We start from the raw sequence: 24,868 nt of genomic DNA on the forward strand, positions 1-24,868 counted from the left end.
AACAACGTGGAAGACAAACAGTCGGCGAGCCGCCGACTGTTTGTCTCGCCAACTAGTTCTGCCCGGCTGCCGCGCGAAGCGGGCTGTCTTGCGTCCTGTCGACCGCTATCCAGCCGAGGTCGCGATCATAGCGCCAGGCCATCTGGCCGTTCTCGTCAAGCGCGAAGAGATGCAGCCAGCCATTGTCGAAAAGCGCGCGCACCTGCGGATGCCGCCGCAGTACCTCCCCGATCGCCTCCTTCGGCGCCTCGACCGCGACCGTCAGCCGCAAAGGCTCGTGGACCAGATCGACCCCGTCATGAACGGATTGCCAGGGCAGGCCCGCGCGCAGATTGCCGCCATTGCCCTCGAATACACCGAAGCCGCCCACCACATTATGCAGGAGCTTGTTGCCGGCCCCGAAGAGCGTGGGCGCAACCGATGAGCCGAAATATTGCAGGCTGATCCAGCTCGCGACCACGACTGGCGCCGTCAGGATGAGCTCGAGTACCTTGAAATCCTGGTCCTTCCGCCAGACGTAGTCATGAAGAAAGGCCAGGCCTTCCAGCGACCGTCCCGCCGTACGGGCCCGGGGTGCGGCGATGAAGGCCCGGCAGCCTGCAAGGCCGAGTTCCGGGCGCACTTCCGCCCAGTCGCGGCTCCGCGCCAGCATGGTCTCGCGGGTCGCAAGCGGCAGGCGCTGCGACCGCTCCGCCCGTGTCAGTTGCCCGGCCTGGTCAAGCCACTGCCTGACAAGGCGCATGTCGTCCCCGACAATCGCCTGCCCGAGATCATCGTCGAACAGCGTGACCGTGTCGGTGGTCGTATGGTGAAGGCCGGCCAGGAAGACGGTGTCTGCCGGGACGCGTATCCCCTTGGCTGCAAGCGCGTCGCGTACGTCTTTGCCGTTCAGCAGATCGGCGAGGAGCCGTGCATTGACGTCGCCGGCGTAGCCGCCGCAGGCTCCGCAATGAAGCGCGCTGGCATAGGGGTTGTTGACCACATTCGCGCCATGACCGGAAATCAGCACGAACCGCGCAAAGCCATCGGTCAGCGACATGGCTTTCAGCACCCTTTCGGCCATGGCCGCGCGGGTGTCGAGATCAAGGCCATCTGCAAGGCGCGGCTTTGCGGCGTCCGGTTTCCTGCTCTTGCCAAAGCCCAGCCCGTCCCGCAGCAGCTTGCCGGCATAGACCGGCCCCATCGCCTCAACGAATGCGAAGGAGGACACTGCGGCGAGCTTGAACCGGCCCCATGCCCGGACCGCGCGGGCGCCGAACCGGGCCTGCCTGTCTTCGCCGTCGTCAACCGCGGCGCAGGTGAAGACCGAGGGCTTGAGGAGAACCGGCAGCCGATGTTCGGAAACGTCCGAGGCAAAACCCCGGTGGCTCGCGCCCAGCCCGAAGAAACCGGCAAACCCGAGCGTCCGGATGCCGGGATCGATGCTTTCGAGCGCCCGGCGGAAGACCTCGGAGCGCACGTCGATGCAGAAGGCCGCCTGCAATACCGGCCGAAGCTCGGCGACCTTCACGGTGGTCGGTGCAGCGAGCGTGGCGGCGAGCTTGCGCTGTGCCGCGCGTTCGGCGGCGAGCTGCAGGACCCCGTCGATGATCGTTTCAAGATCGGGCGCGATCGGCGCGGCATGAGCGCGCCGGACCTGAAGCCATTGCTTTTGGATTGCCGCCTTGTGGCGCGCATAAAGCGCCTCCTCGAAGAGCAGCCGAACGGCCAGCAGTTCAAGTGCCGTCGTGTCGGTCCGCCCGTCGATCTCCGCCTTGAACTGGATGTGGCGGGCAAATTGCGCCCAGCCGCCAAGCGTGAGCAGGAGCTGGTGGAAATAGGTGCCCGGCTCGCCGCCGAGGCCGAGCGAGACCGCAGCGCGCTCGATCGCCGCCTGCGGCGTTTCCGGCGTATCGGCAACATGGATGCCAAATCCCTTGAGGCCGAAGATTTCCGGCGTCAGGTCATGGGTGGCAAAGGCGCGCCAGGCGGCATAGAGACCGTTGCGCGGCGAGGCAGCCCAGAGAGCCTGCCCCTCGTCGAAAAACCCCGCCGCGAAGGCGCCGATGCGCTCGGTAACGAGGCCAGGCCAGTCCTTGCCCGTCGCCCCGGCTGCAAGATCGGCAATTGTCGGCAGGGCCGCGATCTGTTGCGGCTCCAAGGCAAGCGCGGCCTTCAGCGCAGCAAGGTCAAGCGCGACCGGTGGCTGGCTCGACTGCAGGGCGGAAAGCAGGTCCTCCTCCAGGATCTCGCCCGCGGCCATCTTCGCGGCATAGTGCCTGCGCGGCAGGGCGAGACGCACGCCGCCGATCCGGGCGAGGCGCGCGGCGGTCTGATCGCGGGGTTCCGTCGTCTGGCCGAGGAAAGGGTTGACGGCAACGGTCGCGGTCAGCGGCCATGCCGGCGGGATGGCCCGCACGGCCTGATCTGCCGCCTGTGCCAGAGCCTCGCCGAACAGCGTGTCGATGGTGGTGGTATCGGTCATCGAATTAATCCCTGGAAGACGTGGAGGTTGCGGCAGTGGTCGTGGAGACGGTCCAGCCGCCGAGCAGTCGGTCGAACAGCGCGTTGACATAGAGGCCGTTCGACAGATGGACCCGCAGGCCCGCTGCGGCCGGATGATAGGCCCAGAGCGGAAACAGCGACTGCGCCACGGCCACTACGCCGAAGGTGATGACGGCGAGCAGCATCAGTGACCATTCCAGCGGCCCGGCCGGAGGCGTGGCCGGCAGCGTGCCATGCATCAGCGCTTCGGCAATGTGCTGGAGGGCGAAATAGGCGGTCGCGGCCGAGATCGAGTAGAGCGAGGTCCGCCAGGTCAGCGCCCAGGGAGCGGCATCGGCAAGCCCCTGCGCGATCAGATAGGCGACACCGAAGATCAGCATCGCGCCCAGCGCCATGGCCTGCGGCGGCTTGTCGGCGAAGCCGAAGAGGAGCCCGATTACGGCATAGATGGTGAGCGCCAGGAGGAATGCGCGGCCAACAGCCTTGGCATCGGGGATCGCGACCGGGCCGGGCCGCCGGATGGACTGAACGGTCTCGACCGCCGATCCGGAGGAGAGGAAGGCATGTGCCTTGTAGAGCGAATGGGCGACGATGTGCAGCAGCGCGATCGGAAACAGTGCGAGCCCGCATTGCAGGATCATGAAGCCCATCTGCGCGACGGTCGACCAGGCAAGCGACGTCTTCACCGCCGCCTGGGTGAGCATGATGACGCTGCCGAAGATCGCCGTGAAGCCGCCGACCATGACCAGTACGGCGAGCACGATCGGAGCCTGCAGCATGACATCTGCAAAGCGGATCAGCAGGAAACCCCCGGCATTGACGACGCCGGCATGCAGGAGTGCGGAAACCGGCGTGGGCGTTTCCATCACCTCCGTCAGCCAGCCATGGGTGGGGAACTGCGCGGACTTCAGGAGAGCAGCGACCGCCAGCAGCGCTGCCGCGATGATGGTGAGCGGCAACCCCTGACCCTCGCGGGCGGCCGCAAGGATCGTTGCGATATCGCCGGTCCCGAAGGAGAGGCCGAGGAGAACCGCGGCACCGACCAGCGCCACGTCGCCGGTGCGCGAGATGATGAACTTCTTGCGCGCCGCGCGCCGCGCCGCAATCCGCTCCGGATAGAAGAGCAGCAGCCGATGCAGCAGCAGGCTCACCGATATCCACGAGAGGACCAGTTGCAGCAGCGTGCCCGACTGCACCAGCAGCAGCACCGCCGCCAGCGTTGCCGTCATCCAGCCTGTGAATGGTCCCTGCCGCGCTTCGCCATCAAGAAACGTTCCGGCGTAGCGCAGAACGATCCAGCCGATGAACGAGACAAGAAGCAGCATCGTCAGGCTGACCGCGTCGAGCCGGGTGGCGAGCGTGAAGAGGCCATAGCCGACAGATGGACCGGTTCCCGAACCGTAGACGGCGAGCACGAGGCCGCAGAGGCCGGCGACCAGAATGGAGCCCAGTGCAAACCATTCGGCAACGCGGATCGCCATTCGCGGCCGAAGCCCGGGTGAGAGAAAGGCAAAGACTGATGCAGCAGCAAGAAGCAGCGGCGCGAGAAGCGGAAGAGCGTGGATCACGGGACAACTCCGGTCTAGGGCCCGACCCGGGAGGCGGTCGTGGCTTGTTGCAGGAGTGTTATCAGGCAGCGAAATCTAAAGAAAATTCATTGTTTATCTGATAACGTTCTATTAAATAGAACGATGACCGAGCTGAATTATCACCATCTTCGCTATTTTCGCGCTGTTGCCCATGACGGCAACCTGACGCGGGCGGCGGAGCGGCTGAACCTTTCGCAGTCGGCGCTGTCCATCCAGATCAAGCAGCTGGAGGAGCGTCTCGGGCATCCGCTGTTCGAGCGACGGGGCCGGCAGCTCTATCTGACGGAGGCTGGCCGCATCGCGCTCGACCATGCCGACACCATCTTCTCCACCGGCGATGAACTCATTGAAACCTTGAAGGAAACCGGCAGGGCGCGCCGCGCGATCCGCATCGGGGCATTAGCGACCCTGTCGCGAAACTTTCAGCTGGAATTCCTGCGGCCGATCCTGGGCAGGCTGGATGTCGACATGATCCTGCGCTCCGGCAGCACCAGCGAGCTGCTCGGCGCGCTGGAGACTCTGAACCTCGACATCGTGCTTCTGAACCAGGCGCCGGTCGCCGATTCGCTGACACCCTTCATCGCCCAGCATGTCTATCAGCAGCGCGTCAGCCTGATCGGCAAGCCGTCTTATGGCAAGCCGGGGGCGGGGCTTGCGGACCTGCTCGGCTCGCATCCGGTGATCCTGCCGACACTGGAAAGCGGTGTGCGCGCGCAGTTCGAAGCGCTGGTTGCCCGGCTTGGCATCACCCCGCAGATCGCGGCGGAAGTCGACGACATGGCAATGATGCGTCTTCTTGCGCGCGAGGGTGCCGGCCTCGCCGTGTTGCCGCCGATTGTGGTCACGGGGGAGCTCGAAGCCGGTTCGCTGGTCGAGTTCGACGCGCTCCCCGGCATGGTCGAATCCTTCTATGCGGTGACGGTCAAGCGCCGCTTCCCCAATCCGCTGGTGCGGCCGCTTCTGGAGCGTGGGGCAGTGGGCGACCTCACCGTTTAGCCGGGTCTGTCAACGCGATTGGGCGCGGGAGGCAGCGTTCCCGTCAGACATCTTCGTCGAAGGGCACCGAGTTGTCGCGGGTGAATTCGTTGAAGATATAGCGCAGGCTTCTCGCATCGACTTCCTGTTTGGACATGCGGAAGTCGGCGCCGAATTCGCCGAAGGACTGGAAATAGTTGCTGGAAATGTCGCTCGAGATGATGCCGACCGGCCCGATATACCGGGCCCTGCGGATCAGCGGCACGGTCTGCCGGAAATCGTTATGCGGCGGCAGCATGTTGTCGATGAGGATGATATCGTAATTGCGCTCCGCAAGCTTTTCCAGGCCTGCATCCAGCGTGCACACGAAGTCCACGGCGACGTTGTGGCTGTCGACCTTCTTCAGCTTGTACTGGATGATTTCGTATTCCGTCGGGTCGTCATCGATCAAGAGCACGTCGATGAGCTTCTGCTGTCCGTCCACCGTGTCTCCCATCAACTAATGATCCCGACCCTGATTGCCTTGGTGACAAGGTGAATCCGATTGAGGGCCTCAAGCTTCCTCATCGCTGATCCGATATATTCGTTCACGGTATATTCCGAAAGCCCCAGAAGCAGGGCAATTTCGCTCGATGTCTTGCCTTCGGCCGTCCATTCCACCACTTCGATTTCCCGCTTCCTGAAACGGGGCGTGTCGGCGTCCAGACCTTCGGCGACGGCCAGCTTCTGCAGGGCCTGCAGGAAGTCGAAGACGGCACCAGCGACGTCCGCCTCCGGCCGGGTTTCGAGATCGTCGGCAAGGACCAGAACAAGGCGCTCGCCGGTTTGAGCGGTCATCGGGATCATCACGGCGCGCCGGCAGGCCATGAAAGGCGCAAGCGCTTTCGGCGGGGCAGGCAGGAACGCCGGCCTGCGCAAACTGGCGAGTTCATCAAGGAGCGCCTGGCTTTCCTCAGGGACAATCTCGCAGAGACTGCTGCGCCCGTTCGGCAGATCGGCCAGCAGGCAGATGCGGTCGAGGCGCGGCTCCACCTTCATCCCCGTCAATTCGAAGACCGTGAAGGACAGGAAGCCGTAGCGATCGGCGAGCATGCGGAAGACACGGAAAAAGTCCGTGCGGTTGATCGCCCGGTTCAGCTCGGCTTCGATGCCGTCGTCTGTCAGGTTGAGGCTCATCTCAGAAGTTCCATCCGATTCCGGTGGGGCTCCGCGTCCAGTGCGGCTCCCCGAATCTTAAGCACCAGCATCTTATGGTCGTGCAGACAGTCAAGCGCAATCTCCTATTCCAGTTCAAATTCTGAAAGCTGCGCCTTGATGAGGCGCTTGAAGTCGGCAACGATCCGTTCGCCATCCTCCCCGCCCTGAAACAGCGCCAGACGCATCGCGCCGCCGGCCAGCTGGAAGATCAGGTAGACCGAACGCTTGAAGTTCTCGCGATGATGTTCGGCGATCAGATGCACGGTTCGGGCCGAGAAGGCGGAAGCTTGCGCGCGGGTCTGCGCAATATCGAGATTGAGCATCTCCTTGTCCGCCTGCACGGCATTGAGCAGGTCCTGGATGGCAGGCTCGCCCTTCAGCATCTCGAAATAGCGGTCCGTGATCGCGTCGGTGGCGCGGCGAATATCCTGCGCGCTGTCGATCGAGCTGAGGATATTCTTCAATTCGTGCTGAAACCGGTCGGAGAACAGCCGGTAGAGTTCCGCCATGACGGCCGTGCGATTGGGAAAGTAGTGGTAGACGCTCGCCAGCGGCATGCTGCTCGACGAGGCAATGTCCACCATTGTCAGTGCGGCCAGCCCCTTTTCGCCGATCAGCTTCTGCGCCGCCACGAGGATCTGGTCGACGCGCTCGCGGCTGCGATCCTGGCGCGGTTGACGCCGCAGGGTTCTGGGCGGTCTTTTCATGCGTCGCTCCGATTGACAAACACATGGCAACACTATCATGTTTCAAAAGCTGATAGTCTATCAGTTTCTGGGGGCGCTTGTGTCAATCTGCGGGGCGAGGGTGAATGAATACACAGTGGCTGGTCGGCAATCCTTCCCGAACGAACATGTGGTCGGCTCTTTGGGTCGGCTCGGTCGGGCTCCTTGTTCTCGGCCTCCAGCCCATCCTGCTCGGGGTGCTTCTCACTGAAGGCCGCGTCAATTTCGACCAGCTCGCCCTTGCCGCGACGGTCGAAATTCTGGCGATCGGCATCGGGTCCGTACTTTCCGCCTTTCTCCTGGGCAGCGGCGCCGTTCGCATCAAGGCCGCAGTCTTTCTGGTCCTGACCGCGATATTCAACCACGCGACAGTCGCCATCGACGGTGCAACGGCCGTCATTGTCTCGCGCGGCCTTGCTGGTCTTGCCGAAGGCGGCCTGGTTGCCTTCGCTGTCGAACTCATCGCCCGCGCCCGCCATCCGGGGCGTATCGGCGGCTATTTCGTTTCGCTGCAGACGCTGGGGCAGGCTGGTCTTGCGGCGCTCATGGCGCTGTGGTTTGTCTCGCGCTGGGGATCTGTCGGCGGTTTTGACGCGCTGGCCATCGTGTCGCTCGCGAGCCTTGCGGTTGTCTTCCTTCTGCCCGAAAGCTACGGGCCGCTTCCCAAGCCCGCGGACCAGTCGTCCTCCGGCCTCTGGCGCCCGGCGCCGCTCACCGCGCTTCTGGCAATCTTCTGCTTTTACATGTTCCTCGGCTCGCTCTGGGCCTTTCTCGAGCCGCTGGGCGGTGAGGCTGGCATCGCGGCGGATGTGGTGGGCCTGATGGTATCGGTCAGTCTGTTTGCGCAGATCTTGGGTGCGACGACCTCGACGGCGATCGAGGCACGATTGCCGTTCCGCCCGGTGCTTGCCATCGCAAGCCTTCTGGCCTGTGCGATCGCGCTGACCATTTCGCTGCATCCGCAGGCCGTGATCTTCTGGTGCCTTGCCATGGCAATCGGGTTCATCTGGCTGTTTGTGGTCCCGTTCCAGATCCGCATTGCGGTCGATGCGGATGCCTCGCGTGGTGCTGCACTTGTCGTGCCCGCCGCGCAGCTTTTCGGGGCGGCGCTCGGTCCCGCCGGCGCTTCCGCCTTTGTCGAGACGGGGTCTTCGGTGGGCGTCGCCTATTTCGCGGCGGCCAGTGCGGTCGCATCCTTCGTCTTCGTCATCCTCAACGGGCTGACGCGGCGTCCGGCACATTGAACAAGGGGAGGGAAGCGCGATGGCAGACATGACGGCGTCCACCTGGTCGAACTGGTCCGGCAATGTGCGCGCCACGCCGCAGCGGATCGCTCGCCCGGCTGACGAGGCAGAACTCGGAGATGTCATCCGCACGGCACCCGGGCCGGTCCGCATCATCGGGTCCGGCCATTCGTTTACCCCGCTCGTCGCGAGCGAAGGGACCATCCTGGATCTCGGCAGTTTCTCCGGCCTGAACGGTCACGACCCGGCGCTGATGACGGCGACGATTGGTGCCGGCACGCCGCTCGGGCAACTGACCCAGATGCTGCATGCCGCCGGACAGGGCCTGCCGAACATGGGCGATATCGATCGCCAGACCATCGGCGGTGCTTTGGGCACGGCAACGCACGGATCGGGACTGGGGCTTGGTGCCTATCACACACAGCTCCTCAAGGTGCGCCTGGCAGACGGTCGCGGCCAGATCCGCGAATACGACATCGAAAAGCAGCCGGAGATGCTTCAGGCCGTCGGTGTCAATCTGGGTGCCTTCGGCGCGATGACCGAAGTGACCTTCCAGAACATGCCCTCCTATCGCCTGCGCCGCCGCCGCCGTGCACTGCCTCTGGAAGAGGTGCTGCAGAACTTCGACAGCCTGCTTCGGTCACACCGTTCGGCGGAATTCTTCATCATTCCGTTCTCCAGTCATGCGTTGCATCTGAGCTACGACATTGCGGAAGGGCCTGTCAGCACGCATCCGCCCGAGCAGGATGAAGATGGCCTCAAGACGCTGAAAATGCTGCGCAGCACGCTGAAGCGGCTGCCGTGGCTGCGGCGGAAACTGATCGGCTCCGCGCTCTCGCGGGTCAAGCCGGAGGACTTCGTCGATGTCTGGTTCGGCGCCTATGTCAGCGAGAGGCGGACGCGCTTCAACGAGATGGAATATCATCTGCCGTTCGAAGCAGGCGCCGGGGCGCTCAAGGAAATCATCACGCTGATGGAGCGGGATTTCCCGGAGGTCTATTTCCCTATCGAGATTCGTTCGGTCATGGCGGACGAAACGTGGCTGAGCCCCTTCTATCGCCGCGCAACCTGCTCGATTGCCGTGCATCATGACGCGGCAGAGGACCCTGCGGCCTTCTTCCGTGCCGTCGAGCTGATCTTCCGCAAGCATGAGGGCCGGCCGCATTGGGGCAAGATGCACAGCCTGACCGCGCGCGATTTTGCCACCCTCTATCCGCGCTTCAAGGACGCGATGGAGGTCCGCCGCGACCTCGACCCGGACAACCGCTTCATATCGCCCTATCTCGCGAAGATCCTGGACGTGTGAGGATGAGCGCGAGCGACTATTTCACAAGCCTCGCCACGGCGCTTCGCGAGGCCGGCCGGCACCGCCCGACGCTGGTGATCGACCTCGACAGGCTGGATGCCAATCTCGATATCGTCCGCGCCGGCATGGCGCCCGGCGTGGCGCTCCGCGTCGTCGACAAGTCCCTGCCGTCCATCCCGTTGCTCGCCCATGTCATGGAGAGGCTCGGCACCCGCCGCATCATGAGCTTCGATCTGCCGGTGACGCAGGCCGTGCTGCAGGCATTCCCGGACGCGGACATCCTCTTCGGCAAGCCGATGCCGACGGCTGCCCTTGATGTCTTCCTTTCCGCGCTGACGCCGGCCGCCTTGGCTGATTTCGCCGCGCGCACCGTTCTTCTCGCCGACGATCTGGAAAGGGTGGAGCAGCTGGCTCAACTCGCCGCGGCTCGCAAGATCCGGCTTCGTATTGCCCTTGAGGTCGATGTCGGCATGCATCGTGGCGGGCTCGCGACACCGACGGCGGTCATGGAGGCTGCCGCGGCTGCGTTGCAATCCGGCTTGCTCGTCATCGAGGGGATCATGGGCTACGAGGCCCATATTCCGGCCATCCCGGGCTTTGCCGGCGGGGCAGCATCCGAGGCGAGAGCCGTCAAGGCCCGGCTTGCAGCCTTCGCGGATGCCTTGCCGCCGGGTTGCCGCAAGATCATCAACAGCGGCGGCAGCAAGACTGTCCTGACCTATGCCGATCCGGGCGCCGCGACGGAACTGTCAGTGGGGTCGGCCTTCGTGAAGCCCACGGATTTCGATACGGAGGCGCTGTCCAGCCTCAGGCCTGCCGTCTTCATCGCCACACCTGCGCTGAAGGTGGTGGACGCCATGCTTCCGGGGCCAAGCTGGATGACCGCGGCCTTTCAAAGGCTCGGCCTGTTCGGGGAAAGGGGCTGTTTTCTCTACGGCGGCTACTGGATGGCAAAGCCAGTCTTCCCGGAAGGCATGCGCGAAAGCAGGCTCTGGGGCCATTCCTCCAACCAGCAGTTCATGTCCCTGCCGGCGGCGTCCGATCTGCGGGAGGGTGACCTCGTGTTCTTCCGACCAACGCAAAGCGAAGCGGTGCTGTGGCAATTCGGCGAAATACAGCTCTATTCGAAGGGCAGCATCATCGGCGGCTGGCCGCCGATCGTGCCCTGACCCGGTTACCGGGGCGCGTATTCCTGGATCAGGAAGCCGATCGCCGTGGGATCGAACTCCGCCTTGTCGATGCGAAAGTCTGCCCCATATTCGGCGAAAGCCTGGAAATAAGGATCTGTCAGCGAGGATGAGATCACCCCGATCGGCCCGATATAGCCGCTCTGGCGAAGGCGCGGGGCGCTTTCGCGGAAATCCTCGCCAGGCCCCAGGCGGTTGTCGAGAAGTACGATATCGACGGACACGCCCTTGCCAAACAGGGCAACGGCTTCGTCAATGCCGGACGCGTACAGCATGTTGATGTCGTAGTTCACGACTTTCTTCATCTGGGCCCGGAAGATCAGCTCTTCAGCCGGGTCGTCATCGATCAGCATTATATTGACGACAGTCGCCATTAACTTCGCCACTCCGTTTCGCCTCCAGGCAGTCTCTGTTCGGCTTTGGTGCCGCAAATGTCAACAGAGACTAGCCTTCAAGTATTCAAAGATTATACAGATTGCCAAAGACTGAATCCGCCGAAGGCATTCTAGCGATCAGGGAATGATTTGTTCCCGGATTGCCTTGGCCACCATCTGCGTGCGGTTCACCACGTCGAGTTTCTTCAAAATCGTTGCAGTATGAGAATTGACCGTATGCTCGGACACGGAGACGATCAGCGCGATCTCCCCCGCCGTCTTCCCATGCGATATCCATTTCAGGATTTCCAGCTCACGCGGCGTCAGCCCCATACCCTTCTTGTTCGCGAGAATTTCGCGGAAATAGAAGTCGAATGCATAGGCCGCGTCATAATAGATGGCGTGCAGGAGTTCCACGTTGGGAACATCCCTGTCGCCCACGAAGATGACGGCGTGCCGGCTGCCATTCAGCCCCTGGACCGGAATGCAGAGCGCCAGTTCAAACCCCAGCTGGCGCATCAGCTCGTCCTGCGTCCCGTCCGCGTCGATCCAGTAAGTCGGAAGCGTCGTTTCCTGCAGCATCTTGAAAAGGCCGGAACTGGAGAACGCAAAGCGTCCGTCATAGGCCTCGGCAAGCCCGGCAGGCAGATCGTGCAACTCCAGTTGCGTGGACAGCGTAGGCGAGGGGACATCGGCAAACAGCCGCATCAGGCAAAAATGCTCAAAACCCGCACGCAATGCCATCGAATGGAAAATGCGGAAAAAATCGACGCGGTTGACGGCTTTGGCAAGTTCGCTCTGATAACTGCCGGGACATTGATTTTTCAATTGCAACGTCAAAAGCCCGTCCCTTGAACCCTAATGGATGCGCGCAGAATACGGGACTGCCGCCCGACGATGTCCGACTAGGCCACGCTACCTTTTTCGGACTTTCGCCAAGAACTACCGGCCCTCACCGGCGTTCAAATCGAAGACCCCCAATAGCACTCAACCTTAAATCAACATAGTTGCAATCCGCGATTCCAACTATTGATTTTTTCAAAGAATGAAAACGACTCAAATATTTAGCCGCGCTCCAGTCCCAGTCAGGCCGAAGCGCTCACCTTTGCCGGCATGTCTTCCAGTCCCAGCAGGAAATTGATCTGCGGGCGGGCGACAACCAGGTCATGGATCGTGTATTGCGCGAGAACGTCGAAAAATGCGTTCAGCGCCTTGCGCAGCGCGGAATTCAGGCCGCAGCTATCCACCAGCGGGCATTCCGTCACGTCAGAATCGAAGCATTCCGCCATCGAGAAATTATCCTCGGTGACCTTCACAACGTCAAACAGGGTGATCTTGTCGGCGGGGCGTCCAAGACGGATGCCGCCATTGCGACCACGCACCGTATCGACGATGCCGGCCTTGTGCAGGGGCTGCAGGATCTTGAACAGGAACAGTTCCGACACACCGTAAGCCTTGGCGATTTCGGGAATGCGGCTCAGGTTGTCGGCATTCGCCGCGCAATACATCAGCATCCGCACTGCATAGTTGGTCTGCTTTGTCAGCCGCATCCGAAAACCTCGATTGTTCGATGGCGCCGTTATAGACCCGTTTGCAGTTTGGAACAATTCCAAAATATGATCGGCCCACTCATATTTCGCTATTCGTGTTGACGTGACAAGTCCGTCGACCTAAAAGGTGAGTGAAAATGTCAAGAAAGATACGGAGGTATCATTGTCGAACGTTGCGAAGAACACCGTCCTTGCCGCTGCCCTGCTTGCCGGAACGGCTTTCCCTGCATTCGCCGATGGCGAGGTCAACATCTATTCCTATCGTCAGCCAGACCTGATCAAGCCTGTGCTTGACGCCTTCACCAAGGAAACCGGCATCAAGACGAATGTTCTCTTCCTGGATAAGGGTCTGGTCGAGCGGATCAAGGCCGAAGGTGAAAATTCGCCCGCGGACGTCATCATGACAGTGGATATCGCCCGCCTCACGGAAGCCAAGGAAGGCGGCGTCGTCCAGCCGCTGAAGGACGCGAAGATCGACGCCAACATTCCGGCCAACTTCCGCGACGCGGACGGTGACTGGTTCGGCCTCACCACGCGTGGCCGCGTCGTCTATGCCTCCAAGGAGCGCGTTGCACAGAACGAAATCACCTATGAGGAGCTCGCCGATCCCAAGTGGAAGGGCAAGATCTGCATGCGCGATGGCCAGCATTCCTACAATATCGGCCTGATCGCCTCGATGATCGCCAATGATGGCGCCGAGGCCACTGAAAAGTGGCTGACCGGCCTCAAGAACAATCTGGTTCGCAAGCCCGATGGCAACGACCGCAGCCAGGCCAAGGCCATCTGGGCCGGCGAATGCGATCTGGCGCTTGGCAACACCTATTATGTCGGCCTGATGCTGACCGACACGAAGGAGCCGGAGCAGAAGGACTGGGCCGGCGCCATCAAGGTTCTCTTCCCGAACTCCAAGGATCGCGGCACGCATGTGAACGTGTCCGGCATGGCGCTCGCAAAGTATGCGCCCGACAAGGAAAACGCCATCAAGCTGATGGAATTCCTGTCGTCCAAGGAAGCCCAGCAGATCTATGCCGAGCAGGTCTTCGAATATCCCGTCCTGCCGGGCGCCGAGCCGTCGGCAATCGTCAAGTCCTTCGGTGAAATCCATCCGGACAAGCTGTCGCTGACCGACGTTGCCAAATACCGCAAGCAGGCCTCCGAACTGGTCGACAAGGTCGGCCTCAACGACGGCCCGGCGAAGTAAGCTCCGCAAGGTCTTTCAGACTTTGGAAAATGAACAGGCCGGGCGTCAGCGCCCGGCCTATTTTGTTCGGGTGGCCGCGGTCTCCCTGGCCTCTTTCGACCATTGCTCGATCATCTTCTGGCGGTCCGGCATGCCCGGATGCGTATCGAACATGCTCGTGCCTTCCGTGCCCACCTGCAACTTCTCCTGCAGGGCGGTGAAGAAACGGGCGAGCGCCATCGGGTCGCGTCCGGACTTTGTCATCAGGATCACCGAATAGTGGTCGGCCTCGCTCTCCGCCTCCCGCGAATAGGAAAGGGACAAGAGGGCCGCCCCGTTGGTCAGGACATCCTGCATGGCGGTTCCGACATCGCCGGCAATCAGCATGATCAGGCCGGCCGTGCCGGCGGCGCGATAGATCTGGCGCAGCGAATGCTTCTTGTCGACATGGCCGATCTCATGCGCCAGCACGGCGAGGACCATATCCGGGTCATCGCCTGCGATATCGACCAGCTCGTCGGTGAGGATGATTGTGCCGGAGGGCAGTGCGAAAGCGTTCGGCCCGATTGCACCTCCCTCGCGGAAATTGAGCGAGTACCCACCTGTTCCCCGGTCTGCCCTCTTGGCCAGATCGCCAAACCCCTCCTCGATGGCGCGTCGTTTGGCCTCCGGCAATTGGCTCGGCTTCAGAAGAGTTGCGTCCAGTGACTTCAGTGTGCCGGCCGACATTGTCTGCGGTACCACATCGGGCGTCACCAGGACTGCCACTTCGACCAACGCGGGAAGGGCGAAACGATAGATCGCGGTGGCGAGAAGGAAGACTGCGGCCACGAAAACGATCAGCCGCGGGTGGAACCGTTCCAGCCCGTGAACGAATGCACCGGCCCTGTTGGAACCGTGCTTCGTCAGCAGCTGGTCAATGCCTGCGTTATCCGGCGTTTCGAAGAGGGAGCCGTTGCTGAAGGCGATGCGGCGCGGTACGTTGCCGACGCGGGATGATACCTCAATTGTCGAGAGAAAGCCGAGCGCCAGTGCGGGCTCGCCCGCTGAGGCGCCTGCGCGACGCACAATGACCGAGTCACCTTGAACCCAGATTTCGGCCGTGATCGCCTCGCTGGATCGCGGCGGATGCCATACGCCCTCGGCGATCCGCTTGAGCGACGTTGCGCGTGCGTCAGAAGCCAAAATCGAAGCCCTCTAGATCGAGATATTCCGCCGTGGCGGCCACCCCGGCTGCTTCCATGGAGTCGAGCACGGTGCCGAGATCGCCATCGAAGGTGATGCCGCTGTGCTTAATCACATAACGTTGCTCCCGAATGGCCGTCCAGGGCCGCATCAGGCCCATCGTCAGAAAGACGAGGAAGAGGTTGCTGACGACGACGAAAAGATAGCCGAAGCGCGGCAGGTCGCTGAACAGCCGATGCCGTTCATCGAGCAGCGAGGCATTCATGACCACATTCCGCACACCCGCCCGATACAGAATCGCGCACAGAAAATAGATAATCATGAGCGGTACGATCATGCCGAACAGGCCGGCTGCGAACGCGTTCTCCAGAGCCTCTTCCACCGAGCCATCCGCCGGGAGCTGATTGGATGCCATGAAGATCAAGAAAGCGATGGCAATAGAAATGACGATGCCCACGACGAAGAGGATGATGGCGGGAAGTGCCGCACCATAAATCTTGCCCACGCGCGGATCGCTCGAGAAGCTGCGGTCGCCATAGCGGAGATTGTTGAACAGGTAGCGATAGAACCAGCGGCTGGCGAGCGGCGCGAGAATGCCGAGAGACAGGGTCGCAACCACTCCGCCCAGCACCACCGACGTAAAAGCCCCCCAGGCGGTTCCGGTGAAGTTGAACCGGACATTGCGATAGCTCGTCACCCGCGCCGAAAACCGCAGGCCCCGCGCCATCAGCCAAGGCAGCGCGACCAGAAACACGATGGGGCTGACAAGCGCCAGAAGCGGAACGATGGCAGTCACGATATTGATCGCAATCAGTCCCGCGAACACGATGAGCCGCCCGATAAAGATCTGCTTGCCCTTCGCGTGGTAATCAAACGATTGCCCGGCCACGAACGTGTTGCCGTAGAAGTAGCGGTTGCGCCGCACCTTGGCCCAGGCGGAATAGATGCCCACGGTCACGATGGTCAGAAGGATGTTGACCATCCAGATGCCGAAATACTCGCTGGCCGTCCCGCGAAACTCGGCGCGAACAAGTCCGCCCGCGCCCTGTGCACTCGTATCCGCCAATGTCTGCCCCCTCGATACTACTCTGCAAAAGTCCGCAGGCGCTTCTCAACGCATTGTAAAGACGTGAAAAAGGCGGGCCCATGAGGACCCGCCCACTATACAGAAAACGCGAGGACTGCAAACTGCAGATTGCGCTCGTGAAGCTTACTTCATGGTCGGCATAGAGAATTCCGCGCCGTCCTTGATGCCCGAGGGCCAACGCGAGGTGATCGTCTTGGTGCGCGTCCAGAACTTGATCGAGTCCGTGCCGTGCTGGTTCAGGTCGCCGAAGGACGAGGCCTTCCAGCCGCCGAAGGAGTGGTAGGCGAGCGGAACCGGAACCGGAACGTTGATGCCGACCATGCCGATATTGATGCGCGAGGCGAAGTCACGGGCAGCGTCGCCGTCGCGGGTGAAGATGGCGGTGCCGTTGCCATATTCATGCTTCATCGGCAGGGACAGTGCTTCTTCGTAGTTCTTGGCGCGGACGACCGAGAGAACCGGTCCGAAGATTTCGGTCTTGTAGATGTCCATCTCCGGCGTGACGTTGTCGAACAGCGTGCCGCCGACGAAGAAGCCGTTTTCGTAGCCCTGAAGCTTGAAGTCGCGGCCGTCGACCACGAGCTTGGCACCTTCCTCGACACCGCGCGAGATCAGACCCTTGATCTTGGCCTGGGCTTCCTTGGTGACGACCGGGCCCATGTCGGCCTTGTCATCGGTGTAAGGACCGATGCGCAGCGACTCGACCTTCGGGATCAGCTTTTCGATGAGGCGGTTTGCCGTCTCTTCGCCAACCGGAACGGCGACGGAGACGGCCATGCAGCGCTCGCCGGCCGAGCCATAGCCCGCGCCCATCAGCGCGTTGACGGCCTGGTCGAGATCGGCGTCCGGCATGATGATCATGTGGTTCTTGGCGCCGCCGAAGCACTGCGCGCGCTTGCTGTTCATCGCCGCCGTGCCATAGACATAGCGGGCGATCGGCGTCGAGCCGACGAAGGACACGGCGCTGATATCCGGGTTGGTCAGGATCGCATCGACGGCCGCCTTGTCGCCGTTGACGACGTTGAGAATGCCTGCCGGCAGGCCGGCTTCGATCATCAGTTCGGCAAGACGAAGCGGAACGGACGGATCGCGCTCGGAGGGCTTCAGGATGAAGGCGTTGCCGGTAGCAATGGCCGGGGCAAACATCCACATCGGGATCATGGCCGGGAAGTTGAACGGCGTGATGCCCGCACCAATGCCGACCGGCTGGCGCATGGAATACATGTCGATGCCCGGACCGGCACCTTCTGTGAACTCGCCCTTCTGCAGATGCGGAATGCCGATGACGAATTCGCAGACTTCCAGACCGCGGATGACGTCGCCCTTGGCGTCCTCGATCGTCTTGCCATGCTCGCGCGAGAGCATTTCGGCAATCTCATCCATGTTCTGGTTGAGGAGGTCGACGAATTTCATGAAGACGCGGGCGCGGCGCTGCGGATTGGTTGCTGCCCAGCCCGGCTGTGCGGCCTTGGCGCTGGCAACGGCGGCGGCCAGTTCGGCTTCCGTGGCGAGCGCCACGCGAGCCTGCACTTCGCCCGTTGCCGGGTTGAAGACGTCTGCAAAGCGACCGCTCTTGCCGGCAACATGCTTGCCGTCGATGTAATGACCGATTTCCTTCATGGGATCCTCCTTCAGAGCAATTCCAGCGAAAGCGCAAGCCGGTTTCGCGTCTGGAATTGCGTTAAAATGAAAAGATAGAGCGTTTCAGGCGAGTCTGTTTTTCGACGGAAACGATCTATCAATTTGCCGCATAGTGACACTGGATTTTGTCGATAGCAACGGCACGGTTTCCGCATCGGATGTGCAAATTTGCACAACGCCGTCTGGAAATGAAAAAGCCCCGAAGCAAAACTCCGGGGCTTGATTTCTGGCATCGGCAGAGCGGCTAGGACTTACTCGCCGTCCCGCTGCGGGTCCACAGGGCGCGGGCGGCTGCGCGGGCGCAGTTCTTCGACGGTGGCGCTACTGCGCGGCGAACCGTCTTCGTTGAACTCGCTCTCCTGCGCATCCGGCTCGAAATCGAGCGTCAGACCGGCGGGCTGTTCTTCCGGCTTGCCCTTGATCTTGATGAGCTGGCTCTGCAGGAAGTTGCGTTCGCGGCGAGCGGAATTCAGCGCACCTTCGAGATAGGTGCGGTCGGCGCGTTCGTTTTCCAGCTGTTCGTTGAGCTTGCGGCTCTGGTCTTCGACCTGCTGCAGGTATTCGGCGTGACGCTTGTGCAGCGCCTCGATGACTTCCTGCTGCATGCGGATCTTTTCGGAAGACTGTTCCGAAGAGCGGACATGGCCACGAAGCTGGATGCTGAGTTCTTCGACGCGAGCCTGAAGCTGCGTTTCGGACTTTTCCAGTTCCTTGTTGCGGCGGGCGGTGTCCTGAAGCTCCTGCTTGAGGCCTTCGACTTCGGATTCGAGGCGGCGCATGTGGCGCTGCGTCTCGGCCTGTGCTGTCTGGTCGCGGAAGTTGGAGCGCTGCTCGTCGCGCGCCTTTTCGAGCAGATGCTCGGCCAGACGGGCGCGAGAGGTCAGGGCCTCAAGGCGGATTTCATAGTTCTTGGCGTCGGTCTCGCGCAGCGTTTCGGCCGTCTGCAGGCTCGCCTGCAGCTCTTCGCGCTCGCCGAGAAGTTCCGACTGGCGGGCTTCCAGCTTCATCACGCGGTCGCGCGCCTTGTCGAGTTCGTCCGTGGCGGAGGCCAGCGCCCGGCGCTGCGACTGCATGCTGGTGACGACTTCGTCATGCAGCTTGGAGAAACGGATGCGCTCTGCGACTTCGAAGTCGACGCTCGACTGCAGGAGCTTGCGCTCTTCGCGCAGTTCATGCAGCTGCTTCTCGTTCTCGCCGACGATGACCGACAGATGGTCGGCCTTTTCCGTCAGGTTCTCGATCGTCGTGCGCATCGCGCTGATTTCGTTTTCCAGAACCTTCGAGCGGGCATCGGCCTCGCGCAGGGCGATCTGGTCCGACTTGTGCGCATCCGACAGCTCGTTGCGCATGCGCAGCAACAGGTCGCGTTCGGAGGAAATTTCGTCAAGCTGGCTCTGCAGGCGCAGAAGCGAGGCCTGCGAGGAGGAAAGCTTGGCGCGCAGTTCTTCGTTGAGCTTGCGCGACGAGCCATAGGCCGTCTTGATTTCGGCAAGCTCGCGCTTGTTCAGGTGAAGCTGGCGGGCAATTTCGCCGAACTCCGTGAACAGGCCTTCCATTTCTTCGGCAGCGCTACGCAGCGACTTCAGGGAGTTGAGCGCAGTCTCACTGCGATTGCGCAGACCCTCGTGATAGGTGCCAAGCGCGCGGACGGCTTCGACAGTGTCCACCGGCTCGGAACGCTCTGGTCCTTCGGTCTTTTCTCGGATCATGGGCACATCGCTCTGCATTGGTTCAGGCATATCACCATCTCCCTCGCCGCCGCCGCCGCCTTTTCGCTTTCTGAGCAGTGAAAAATTGGAAATCATGAATGCCCCAAATCCTGACGGACCAACCGTCCCGGTTCCTGGTCTGCTGCGCGCCCCGCCTGCAAGGTCGCCTTGTTCTCGTTCATCGGCCGATCCCGCCGACGGTTCCGTCAAAGCATGACGCGTAAAACTCCCCGTGTACGAAATGTGGGCTGCAAGCCTGTCCACACGCCGCATACATCTACGCGCACCTATGTAATTAACCAAACGTAGCAGTTGGCCCGGCCTATTGCAATCGGCCCACCTGTGCAAAGCGGGGTCAAGCGGCATATCAGGAGCGTTGTGGCGCCTGTGCAATAGCTCCCTTTGACTGGAGCAACGCGCTCGACCACGATAAGTTCATTCGAACAAGCCGGATTCGGCGCTGGGATTGGCATTTCGATGAATTGGGACGACGTCCGCATATTTCTGGCTGTCGCGCGGGCAGGGCAGATTTTATCCGCCGCCCGCACGCTCGGCGTCAACCATGCCACCGTCGGCCGCCGCGTCAGCGCGTTGGAAGAGGCCTTGCAGACAAGGCTTCTCGTGCGCCGCACCAATGGCTGCGAACTGACGCCGGAGGGCGAGATCTTCCTGCATGCCGCCGAGCGGATGGAAACCGAAATGCTGGCCGCCCAGGCCAATGTCGGCAATGTCGATGCGGCACTCGCTGGAACTGTCCGTATCGGTGCGCCCGACGGCTTCGGCGTCTCGTTCCTTGCCCCGCGCCTCGGCACGCTGATTGCCCGCCATCCGGCGCTGAAGGTCCAGCTGGTCCCGGTCCCCCGCGCGTTTTCGCTTTCGCAGCGGGAGGCGGATATCGCGATCACCATCGAACGCCCGGTCGAAGGCCGACTGATCTCGGCAAAGCTCACGGACTATACGCTGGGGGTCTATGCGTCCCGGGCCTACCTGGCTGCCCATGGCACGCCGACCGATGTCGAGGCGCTGAAGGCGCATCGCCTGATCGGCTATGTGGAAGACCTGCTCTTCACCCCGTCGCTGAATTTCGCGCACGAAGTCTTCAAGGGTGTCGACACCGCCTTCGAGATATCCTCGGCGATCGGCCAGACCGAAGCGGTGCGCTCAGGCGCCGGCATCGGCATCCTGCATGACTATATTGCGCGGAATGATACGGGGCTGGTTCGCATCCTGCCCGAGATCGGGCTCAGGCGGACCTATTGGACGATCATCCACGAAAGCGCCCGCGAACTTGCCCGCGTGCGGGCCGTCGTCAGCTTCCTCCAGGAAATCGTCGAAACCGATCGGACGATCTTCCTGTGAAATGGTCCACATAGATATAGAAGAGAAGTGGTACGGTTGGGGGGTCTCGAACCTCCGACCTCAGGAGCCACAATCCTGCGCTCTAACCAACTGAGCTACAACCGCATGAGGCACGTCTTGAAAGGCGTGTGACGCTCACATACGGGCGTCGGAATTTTTTTTCAAGCACAATCCGCATGAAAATCATAAAAAAAGGCCGGGATAACCCGGCCTTGTGATCGGAAAGTCCTGTAAAATCAGGCGGCCTTGAAGATCGAAGCAACCTTCTGGGCTGCGTCCTTCGACGGCTGCGAGACTTCTTCGGCAACCTTGCGCGAGGTTTCCTGCATGGACTTGATCTGCTCGACGGCGGCTTCAGCCTGCTTGCGGGCGAATGCGGACTGCAGTTCGAACAGCTCGGTAACCGACTTCACGCCAAGGAGGGCTTCCATGTGCGAGAAGGAGCTTTCTGCGTTGGTGCGGATCGCGTCGATGGCCTTGAGGCCGAGTTCAACGGTGCCGGCCTGCGCCTTTTCGAGCGTCGCTTCGATCGTCTTCGTCGCATCTTCGGACGCTTCCTTCACCTTTGCGAAGGCGTCCTTGGACTGGTTAACGCTCTTTTCAGCAAGCTCCCGGAAAGATTCGGAAAACTTGGAAGGGTCGAAGGTCGAGAACGAGAAAACGTCGTCAAGTTTCGGGGTAGCCATGATATGCGCTCCTTGGTGTGTGGCCCTCTGTTGAGGCGCCAGCTTTGTTGATGCCTGTTTATATAGCAGCTCTTATTGTGCATTGCAACATGATTGTGCGCCGCACACAAATTAACCCTGCCGCGTGATAGGCTTGGAGGATCCGGCTGTTTTTGTGGACCCTGCCGGGCTGCGGCGCTATTAATAATCTGTTAATACTTGGCGGCGGGGGTCCGCTGAGTTCGTAAGTGTGAGTACCCATGAGCCAGTATCCATTCATCGACATCGCAGTTCACGAGAAGGTTCGCGAACGCTTTGCGCGCGGAGAGGCTCTTGTTGTCTTCAGCGAAGACCTGTCCGGCGTGCTCTGGGCCAATGGCGCCGGCGCGCGCATGTTCGGCAATGCCTCCATCTATGATTTCATCGACCAGGGTCCGGACATTCGCGACCTTGCCTATCGCCAGATGACGACGACCGCCGGCCAGCTGGGCGCACCCTTCGGGCCGCGCAGCTTTCTCATGCGCGTCGCCTCCGGTTTCGAACGCATCACCGTGCAGGCAAGTGTCGAGAAGATTGTTGTCGGCAACGAGATGGCGGTGCTCTTTGCAGCGCCGACCGGTGTCCGGTCCAATGCGGTGCGTGATGTCGCCCGGCGTCTGATCGAAGGCTTCGACGATCCGGAAACCCATGTCGCCGTCATCGGCGACAGCGGCGAGATCCTGACCGCGACCGAGGGTTTCGGCGCGCTTGCGCTGCCTGCCAACATCATTTCCATGCTGCAGGAGGGCGTACGCGGCAAGCCCGGCCACGTCCTGAAGCGCCCGGTTCATATCGGCGCGGCGGTCTATCCGGCCGCGATTGCGCAGCTGGCTGCCAAGCCGGCACTCAACCTTCTCTTCGTCATCGCAGAGGATATCGCAGAAGCCCAGCCGCCGCAGCCGGAACCGGAGATCGCCTCCGCAAGCCCGCAGATCGAGGCCGGAGCAGCATCCGAAGCTGCATTCTCGCCGAACGACATCGCCGCCGAGGACACTCAGGCGACATTCGTGTTCGACCGCGAAAGCCGTCCGGCCCGCTTTATCTGGCGCATTGATGCCGATGGCATCTTCCATGACGTCTCGCCGGAACTCGCTGGCGCCCTCGGCCCGCTTGCGGCGGATATCGATGGCAAGTCCTTTGAAGAGGTTGCCCACCGCTTCGGGCTCGACCCGGATGGTCGCATCGCCGCTCTGCTGGCCAAGCGCAACACCTGGTCCGGCCGCACTGTCTACTGGCCGGTCGAAGGCGTGGCGCTCAAGGTGCCGGTCGATCTTGCCGCACTGCCGACCTATTCGCGTGATCACCAGTTCGAAGGCTTCCGCGGTTTCGGCATCGTTCGTGTCGGCGATGTCGTCGAAGATCCGAACGGAACCGGCCTCAATCTTTTGACGCCGGAGCCTGCCACTCCGCCCAGCGCTCCGGTGGCCGAAGCCACAGAAGCAGCAGAGCAAACGCCGCAGGAGCCGCTCGTCGAGCCCCCGGCGCTGAAGTTCGAAGATACGCCCATGCGTCGCTATTCCGACAAGGTGATCCGCTTCGAAGAGCGCCGCCCGGCGTCCGTGCCCGAAACGCTCTCCTCGGAAGAGCAGGCCGCTTTCCGCGAGATCGCCCGCAAGCTCGGCGGTCGTGTCGACGATGCGCCGGGTGAGAAGACGGTGGAGCCCGCCGCCGAAAAGCCGCCGCGTGAAAAACCGGCGCTGCGGTCGTCCGTGCTTGCCAGCGACAATCCGCCCCTGCTGCGTCTGGTCAAGACCAGCGAGGAACACGCGGCCGAAGACCTGAAGGATGACCTTGCGGCCATCAAGTCCTTCCGTTCGGAAGGCGACGGGCTGACGACGCTCGTTGCGCAGCAATTGCCGATGGCGTTGCTCGTCCATGTCGCCGACCGTTTGATTTATGCCAATCCCGAATTCTTCCGCCTCACGGGCGATCGGACGCTCCGCGATCTCGAAGCCCGCGGCGGTATCGATGCGCTGCTCGAGCGCGACGAGTCGATGAACCCTGATGGCCCCGGCATGATCCTCGTGCAGGCGAACGGCGAGCGCGTGGCCGTTGCGGCCAAGCTTCAGTCTGTCCGCTGGGAAGGCCGCGCCGCGCTTCTTCTGGCGCTCAACCCGATGCCGTCCGTCAAGGTTCCGGCGAAGGTGGATGAGCCCGCACCCGTCGTCGCGGAGCCGGTGGCCGAGACCAGCCCGGTCGCCTCTGCCGAACTTGCCGGCCTGCGTGCTGAAGTGAGCGAACTGCGCTCCATTCTCGAAACCGCGACCGATGGCGTCGTGGTGATTTCGGGCGAGGGCGAGATCCGCTCGATGAACCGCTCGGCCTCCGCTCTCTTCAATTATGATGAGGCGGAAGTGCGCGGCAAACCCTTTGCCATGCTCTTTGCCCATGAAAGCCAGCGCGCCGTGGCCGACTATCTGGCCGGTCTCGCCGGCCATGGGGTCGCAAGCGTGCTCAACGATGGCCGCGAAGTCATCGGCCGTGAAGCCTCGGGCGGTCGCCTGCCGATCTTCATGACGCTCGGCCGTCTTTCCTCCTCGGCAAGCTATTGCGCCGTCATCCGCGACATCACGCAGTGGAAGCGCACCGAGGATGAGCTGAAAAACGCCAAGCGCGCCGCCGAAACGGCCAATGCCCACAAGAGCGACTTCCTCGCCAAGGTGAGCCACGAAATCCGCACGCCGCTCAACGCCATCATCGGCTTTTCCGAAATGATGTCGAACGAGCGCTTCGGGCCGATCGGCAATCAGCGTTATATTGAATATGCCAATGACATCAGCCGCTCCGGCCGTCATGTGCTCGATATCGTCAACGACCTGCTCGACATTTCCAAGATCGAAGCGGGCGAGATGGATCTCGACTTCACCGCCGTGCGCCTCAATGCCACCGTGACGGAAGCGATCTCGCTTCTCCAGCCGCAGGCCAACAGCCAGCGCGTCATCGTTCGCACGGCCCTGTCGGAGCGCCTGCCGGATGTCGTGGCCGACACCCGCTCGGTCAAGCAGATCCTCATCAATATTCTCGCCAACGCCATCAAGTTCACGCCGTCCGGCGGTCAGATCGTCGTGTCGACCGCCTATGAGCCGAATGGCTGCGTGCTGCTGCGCATCCGCGACACCGGCATCGGCATGACGCGCGAGGAACTGGAACAGGCGATGAAGCCCTTCAAACAGGCTCCATCGGGTGCGGCCCGCCAGCGCGGCGAGGGGACAGGCCTCGGCCTGCCGCTCACCAAGGCGATGGCAGAAGCCAACCGCGCCACCTTCTCCGTCAGCTCGACGCCGAACGAGGGAACGCTGGTCGAAATCTCCTTCCCGTCGCAGCGGGTTCTGGCGGACTGAGGCCGAAACGTATCAGCGGGTGTTGAACAGC

General features: G+C 62.0%; 20 protein-coding genes and 1 tRNA gene. 7 read left to right on the forward strand and 14 right to left on the reverse strand.

The genetic code is table 11. The features are described 5' to 3' along the window. Positions 1–52 precede the first annotated feature (52 nt). Together LQK84_RS07445 and LQK84_RS07450 are read right to left on the reverse strand one after the other, a co-directional pair. The gene (locus tag LQK84_RS07445; RefSeq protein ID WP_230828059.1) at positions 53–2,464 is read right to left on the reverse strand and encodes a YbcC family protein; all 2,412 of its coding nucleotides are present in this window, start codon (positions 2,462–2,464) and stop codon (positions 53–55) included. Between the two features lie 4 nt (positions 2,465–2,468). Further along, on the reverse strand, positions 2,469–4,052 hold the full coding sequence (locus tag LQK84_RS07450; protein WP_230828060.1) for a proton-conducting transporter transmembrane domain-containing protein: 1,584 nt from the start codon (positions 4,050–4,052) through the stop codon (positions 2,469–2,471). A gap of 123 nt (positions 4,053–4,175) precedes the next feature. Between LQK84_RS07450 and LQK84_RS07455 the strand changes: the two genes are divergently transcribed. After that, positions 4,176–5,069 carry a LysR family transcriptional regulator gene (locus LQK84_RS07455; protein WP_230828061.1) on the forward strand — a complete coding sequence of 298 codons (894 nt, stop codon included), beginning with the start codon at positions 4,176–4,178 and terminating at the stop codon, positions 5,067–5,069. Between the two features lie 43 nt (positions 5,070–5,112). Here LQK84_RS07455 and LQK84_RS07460 read toward each other — a convergent pair whose 3' ends face one another. The 3 genes from LQK84_RS07460 to LQK84_RS07470 form a co-directional block, all read right to left on the reverse strand. Then, complete coding sequence (locus LQK84_RS07460; RefSeq protein ID WP_230828062.1) at positions 5,113–5,544, reverse strand: response regulator; 432 nt, start codon at positions 5,542–5,544, stop codon at positions 5,113–5,115. Then, positions 5,544–6,224: a response regulator transcription factor gene (locus LQK84_RS07465; RefSeq protein WP_230828063.1), complete on the reverse strand. Its 681-nt coding sequence runs from the start codon at positions 6,222–6,224 to the stop codon at positions 5,544–5,546. Before LQK84_RS07465 ends, LQK84_RS07460 begins: the two co-directional genes overlap by 1 nt. Before the next feature lie 104 nt (positions 6,225–6,328). Next, the gene (locus LQK84_RS07470; protein WP_230828064.1) at positions 6,329–6,952 is read right to left on the reverse strand and encodes a TetR/AcrR family transcriptional regulator; all 624 of its coding nucleotides are present in this window, start codon (positions 6,950–6,952) and stop codon (positions 6,329–6,331) included. Between the two features lie 104 nt (positions 6,953–7,056). Between LQK84_RS07470 and LQK84_RS07475 the strand changes: the two genes are divergently transcribed. From LQK84_RS07475 to LQK84_RS07485, 3 genes are read left to right on the forward strand one after another with little or no spacing between them, the layout of a single operon-like run. Next, positions 7,057–8,214: an MFS transporter gene (locus LQK84_RS07475; protein WP_230828065.1), complete on the forward strand. Its 1,158-nt coding sequence runs from the start codon at positions 7,057–7,059 to the stop codon at positions 8,212–8,214. Between the two features lie 19 nt (positions 8,215–8,233). After that, complete coding sequence (locus LQK84_RS07480; RefSeq protein WP_230828066.1) at positions 8,234–9,520, forward strand: D-arabinono-1,4-lactone oxidase; 1,287 nt, start codon at positions 8,234–8,236, stop codon at positions 9,518–9,520. 2 nt (positions 9,521–9,522) lie between these two features. Continuing rightward, on the forward strand, positions 9,523–10,689 hold the full coding sequence (locus tag LQK84_RS07485; protein WP_230828067.1) for an alanine racemase: 1,167 nt from the start codon (positions 9,523–9,525) through the stop codon (positions 10,687–10,689). A 5-nt stretch (positions 10,690–10,694) separates the two neighbouring features. On the opposite strand, the gene LQK84_RS07490 is transcribed toward LQK84_RS07485, so the two are convergent. The 3 genes from LQK84_RS07490 to rirA all read right to left on the reverse strand — a co-directional run bounded on the left by LQK84_RS07490 (position 10,695) and on the right by rirA (position 12,631). After that, a complete protein-coding gene (locus tag LQK84_RS07490; RefSeq protein WP_230828068.1) occupies positions 10,695–11,093 on the reverse strand; it encodes a response regulator in 399 nt (132 codons plus the stop codon). A gap of 126 nt (positions 11,094–11,219) precedes the next feature. Further along, positions 11,220–11,921, reverse strand: coding sequence for a helix-turn-helix transcriptional regulator (locus tag LQK84_RS07495; protein WP_230828069.1), 702 nt, complete (start codon positions 11,919–11,921; stop codon positions 11,220–11,222). Between the two features lie 245 nt (positions 11,922–12,166). Next, the gene (gene rirA, locus LQK84_RS07500) at positions 12,167–12,631 is read right to left on the reverse strand and encodes an iron-responsive transcriptional regulator RirA (RefSeq protein ID WP_230828070.1); all 465 of its coding nucleotides are present in this window, start codon (positions 12,629–12,631) and stop codon (positions 12,167–12,169) included. Between the two features lie 163 nt (positions 12,632–12,794). Here rirA and LQK84_RS07505 point away from each other — a divergent pair, with 163 nt between their 5' ends. Further along, a complete protein-coding gene (locus LQK84_RS07505) occupies positions 12,795–13,832 on the forward strand; it encodes a Fe(3+) ABC transporter substrate-binding protein (RefSeq protein ID WP_442966912.1) in 1,038 nt (345 codons plus the stop codon). A gap of 57 nt (positions 13,833–13,889) precedes the next feature. On the opposite strand, the gene LQK84_RS07510 is transcribed toward LQK84_RS07505, so the two are convergent. From LQK84_RS07510 to LQK84_RS07525, 4 genes are all read right to left on the reverse strand, one after another. Continuing rightward, a complete protein-coding gene (locus tag LQK84_RS07510) occupies positions 13,890–14,996 on the reverse strand; it encodes a M48 family metallopeptidase (RefSeq protein ID WP_230828071.1) in 1,107 nt (368 codons plus the stop codon). Next, entirely contained in the window at positions 14,986–16,062 is a 1,077-nt protein-coding gene (locus LQK84_RS07515; RefSeq protein WP_230828072.1) for a YjgN family protein, read from the reverse strand. The genes LQK84_RS07510 and LQK84_RS07515 overlap by 11 nt, the downstream gene beginning before the upstream one ends. Positions 16,063–16,206: 144 nt before the next feature. After that, the gene (locus tag LQK84_RS07520; RefSeq protein WP_230828073.1) at positions 16,207–17,703 is read right to left on the reverse strand and encodes a CoA-acylating methylmalonate-semialdehyde dehydrogenase; all 1,497 of its coding nucleotides are present in this window, start codon (positions 17,701–17,703) and stop codon (positions 16,207–16,209) included. Positions 17,704–17,975: 272 nt separating this feature from the next. After that, positions 17,976–19,463: a hypothetical protein gene (locus LQK84_RS07525; RefSeq protein ID WP_230828074.1), complete on the reverse strand. Its 1,488-nt coding sequence runs from the start codon at positions 19,461–19,463 to the stop codon at positions 17,976–17,978. Positions 19,464–19,910: 447 nt separating this feature from the next. On the opposite strand from LQK84_RS07525, the gene LQK84_RS07530 reads away from it, so the two are divergent. Then, positions 19,911–20,792 (forward strand): LysR family transcriptional regulator, encoded by an 882-nt coding sequence (locus LQK84_RS07530; protein ID WP_230828075.1) that lies wholly within the window; start codon positions 19,911–19,913, stop codon positions 20,790–20,792. Positions 20,793–20,820: 28 nt separating this feature from the next. Here LQK84_RS07530 and LQK84_RS07535 read toward each other — a convergent pair. Together LQK84_RS07535 and LQK84_RS07540 are read right to left on the reverse strand one after the other, a co-directional pair. Beyond that, positions 20,821–20,897 (reverse strand) — tRNA-His (locus LQK84_RS07535). 131 nt (positions 20,898–21,028) lie between these two features. Further along, positions 21,029–21,478: a phasin gene (locus LQK84_RS07540; RefSeq protein WP_230828076.1), complete on the reverse strand. Its 450-nt coding sequence runs from the start codon at positions 21,476–21,478 to the stop codon at positions 21,029–21,031. Positions 21,479–21,717: 239 nt separating this feature from the next. Here LQK84_RS07540 and LQK84_RS07545 point away from each other — a divergent pair, with 239 nt between their 5' ends. Beyond that, positions 21,718–24,837 carry an ATP-binding protein gene (locus tag LQK84_RS07545; RefSeq protein WP_230828077.1) on the forward strand — a complete coding sequence of 1,040 codons (3,120 nt, stop codon included), beginning with the start codon at positions 21,718–21,720 and terminating at the stop codon, positions 24,835–24,837. The last annotated feature ends 31 nt before the right edge of the window (positions 24,838–24,868 follow it).

The organism is Rhizobium sp. C4, from assembly GCF_021026315.1.
Taxonomy (GTDB): Bacteria; Pseudomonadota; Alphaproteobacteria; order Rhizobiales; family Rhizobiaceae; genus Ensifer_A.

Excerpts from the sequence above, each read along its gene's own strand:
- LQK84_RS07445 (WP_230828059.1), bottom strand. The coding sequence starts at position 2,464 with ATGACCGATACCACCACCATCGACACGCTGTTCGGCGAGGCTCTGGCA.
- LQK84_RS07455 (WP_230828061.1), top strand. The coding sequence starts at position 4,176 with ATGACCGAGCTGAATTATCACCATCTTCGCTATTTTCGCGCTGTTGCC.
- LQK84_RS07460 (WP_230828062.1), bottom strand. The coding sequence starts at position 5,544 with ATGGGAGACACGGTGGACGGACAGCAGAAGCTCATCGACGTGCTCTTG.
- LQK84_RS07465 (WP_230828063.1), bottom strand. The coding sequence starts at position 6,224 with ATGAGCCTCAACCTGACAGACGACGGCATCGAAGCCGAGCTGAACCGG.
- LQK84_RS07470 (WP_230828064.1), bottom strand. The coding sequence starts at position 6,952 with ATGAAAAGACCGCCCAGAACCCTGCGGCGTCAACCGCGCCAGGATCGC.
- LQK84_RS07475 (WP_230828065.1), top strand. The coding sequence starts at position 7,057 with ATGAATACACAGTGGCTGGTCGGCAATCCTTCCCGAACGAACATGTGG.
- LQK84_RS07480 (WP_230828066.1), top strand. The coding sequence starts at position 8,234 with ATGGCAGACATGACGGCGTCCACCTGGTCGAACTGGTCCGGCAATGTG.
- LQK84_RS07485 (WP_230828067.1), top strand. The coding sequence starts at position 9,523 with ATGAGCGCGAGCGACTATTTCACAAGCCTCGCCACGGCGCTTCGCGAG.
- rirA (WP_230828070.1), bottom strand. The coding sequence starts at position 12,631 with ATGCGGCTGACAAAGCAGACCAACTATGCAGTGCGGATGCTGATGTAT.
- LQK84_RS07520 (WP_230828073.1), bottom strand. The coding sequence starts at position 17,703 with ATGAAGGAAATCGGTCATTACATCGACGGCAAGCATGTTGCCGGCAAG.
- LQK84_RS07525 (WP_230828074.1), bottom strand. The coding sequence starts at position 19,463 with ATGCCTGAACCAATGCAGAGCGATGTGCCCATGATCCGAGAAAAGACC.
- LQK84_RS07530 (WP_230828075.1), top strand. The coding sequence starts at position 19,911 with ATGAATTGGGACGACGTCCGCATATTTCTGGCTGTCGCGCGGGCAGGG.
- LQK84_RS07540 (WP_230828076.1), bottom strand. The coding sequence starts at position 21,478 with ATGGCTACCCCGAAACTTGACGACGTTTTCTCGTTCTCGACCTTCGAC.
- LQK84_RS07545 (WP_230828077.1), top strand. The coding sequence starts at position 21,718 with ATGAGCCAGTATCCATTCATCGACATCGCAGTTCACGAGAAGGTTCGC.